Source organism: Janibacter sp. CFPM2_SD2 (genome assembly GCF_057364645.1).
Window position 1 is genome coordinate 1 of record NZ_JBNFOF010000354.1, and the last position, 1,236, is coordinate 1,236.

The 1,236-nt window shown below is 77.8% G+C and carries 3 protein-coding genes; all 3 read left to right on the forward strand.

Features of this window, described 5'->3' with window-relative positions; genetic code table 11:
* The coding region (locus AC2W7J_RS18250; protein WP_485984193.1) for an AMP-binding enzyme at positions 1-652 on the forward strand (652 nt) is incomplete at its 5' end.
* Entirely contained in the window at positions 649-777 is a 129-nt protein-coding gene (locus AC2W7J_RS18255) for a hypothetical protein (protein WP_485984195.1), read from the forward strand. The genes AC2W7J_RS18250 and AC2W7J_RS18255, both read left to right, overlap by 4 nt.
* Positions 778-800: 23 nt before the next feature.
* The coding region (locus AC2W7J_RS18260; protein WP_485984196.1) for a thiolase family protein at positions 801-1,236 on the forward strand (436 nt) is incomplete at its 3' end.

A 1,236-nucleotide genomic window follows, 5' to 3' on the forward strand; every position in this document is an offset into this window, starting at 1 on the left:
CCCTCGTCGGCTGCTGGCGGACGGGGCCGACCTCGCCGGCCGCACCCTCGTCGTCGCCGGTGACCGCGTCGACGAGGCGACCGCCGCGGCGGTGACGACCGCGGGTGGGCGGCTGCACCACTACTACGGGGCGGCGGAGCTGTCCTTCGTCGCGTGGGGCGAGCACGCGGGCGACCTGCGGCCCTTCCCGGGCGTCGACGTGCAGGCGCGCGACGGCGAGCTGTGGGTCCGCTCCCCCTATGTCAGCGCCGGCTACCTCGAGCCGGGCCACGAGCTGCGAGGCGAAGGGGACTGGGTCACCGTCGGCGACCGCGGCGAGGTCGTCGACGGTCGCGTCGTCGTCCACGGACGTGCCGGCGGGATCACGACGGCCGGTGCCACCGTGCGGGTCGCCGACATCGAGGGCGTGCTGCGCCCGCTGGCGCGCGGTGACGTGGTCGTCGTCGGGCTGCCGCACCCCGACCTCGGTGAGGTCGTCGCCGCAGCCGTGACCGATGCTGGTGACGTGCAGCGCCTCACCTCCCTCGCCCGCGAGCACCTCGCTCCCGCCCAGCGGCCCCGCCGCTGGCTGCACCTGCCCACCCTCCCCCGCACCCGGCACGACAAGATCGACCGCGACGCCGTCCGCAGGGCCCTCGAGGCGGCCCGATGAACGCCCCCGTGATCGTCGCCGCGGCCCGCTCGGCCATCGGCACCGCCGGACGCTCCCTCGGCCGGGGTCACCGCCGACCAGCTCGCCGGCCCCGTCTCGCCGCGACCTCGCCCGCTCCGGCCTGACGCCGGAGGACGTCAGCGACGTCGTGCTCGGCAACTGCATGGGCCCCGGCGGTGACGTGGCCCGCTCCGCGTCCTTGGTGGCCGGGCTGCCCGTCACCGTCCCCGCCCTGACCGTCGACCGGCAGTGCGCGAGCGGCTTGGCCGCGATCGACGTCGCCGCCTCGCTCGTGCGTGGGGGCGCCAGCGCCGTGCTCGCGGGCGGCGTGGAGTCGGTGAGCACGGCCCCGTGGCGGCACTGGCCGCCCGTCGACGGTGCCGATCCGGTGCGCTACGAACGGGCCCCCTTCGCGCCGGCGGGGTGGGACGACCCCGAGATGGGCGTGGCCAACGACCTGCTCGCGCAGGAGCCGGCGCGCCCGCGAGCGCCAGGACGAGTACGCGGCCCGGTCGCACGCGCGTGCCGTGGCCGCGCGGGGAGGCGGGGGGCCTTCGGACGCGGAGGTCGTCGCCGTCGCCGGC

What these genes read in the sequence shown, in the direction of transcription:
- AC2W7J_RS18255 (WP_485984195.1), top strand. Translation starts at nt 649, where the DNA reads ATGAACGCCCCCGTGATCGTCGCCGCGGCCCGCTCGGCCATCGGCACC.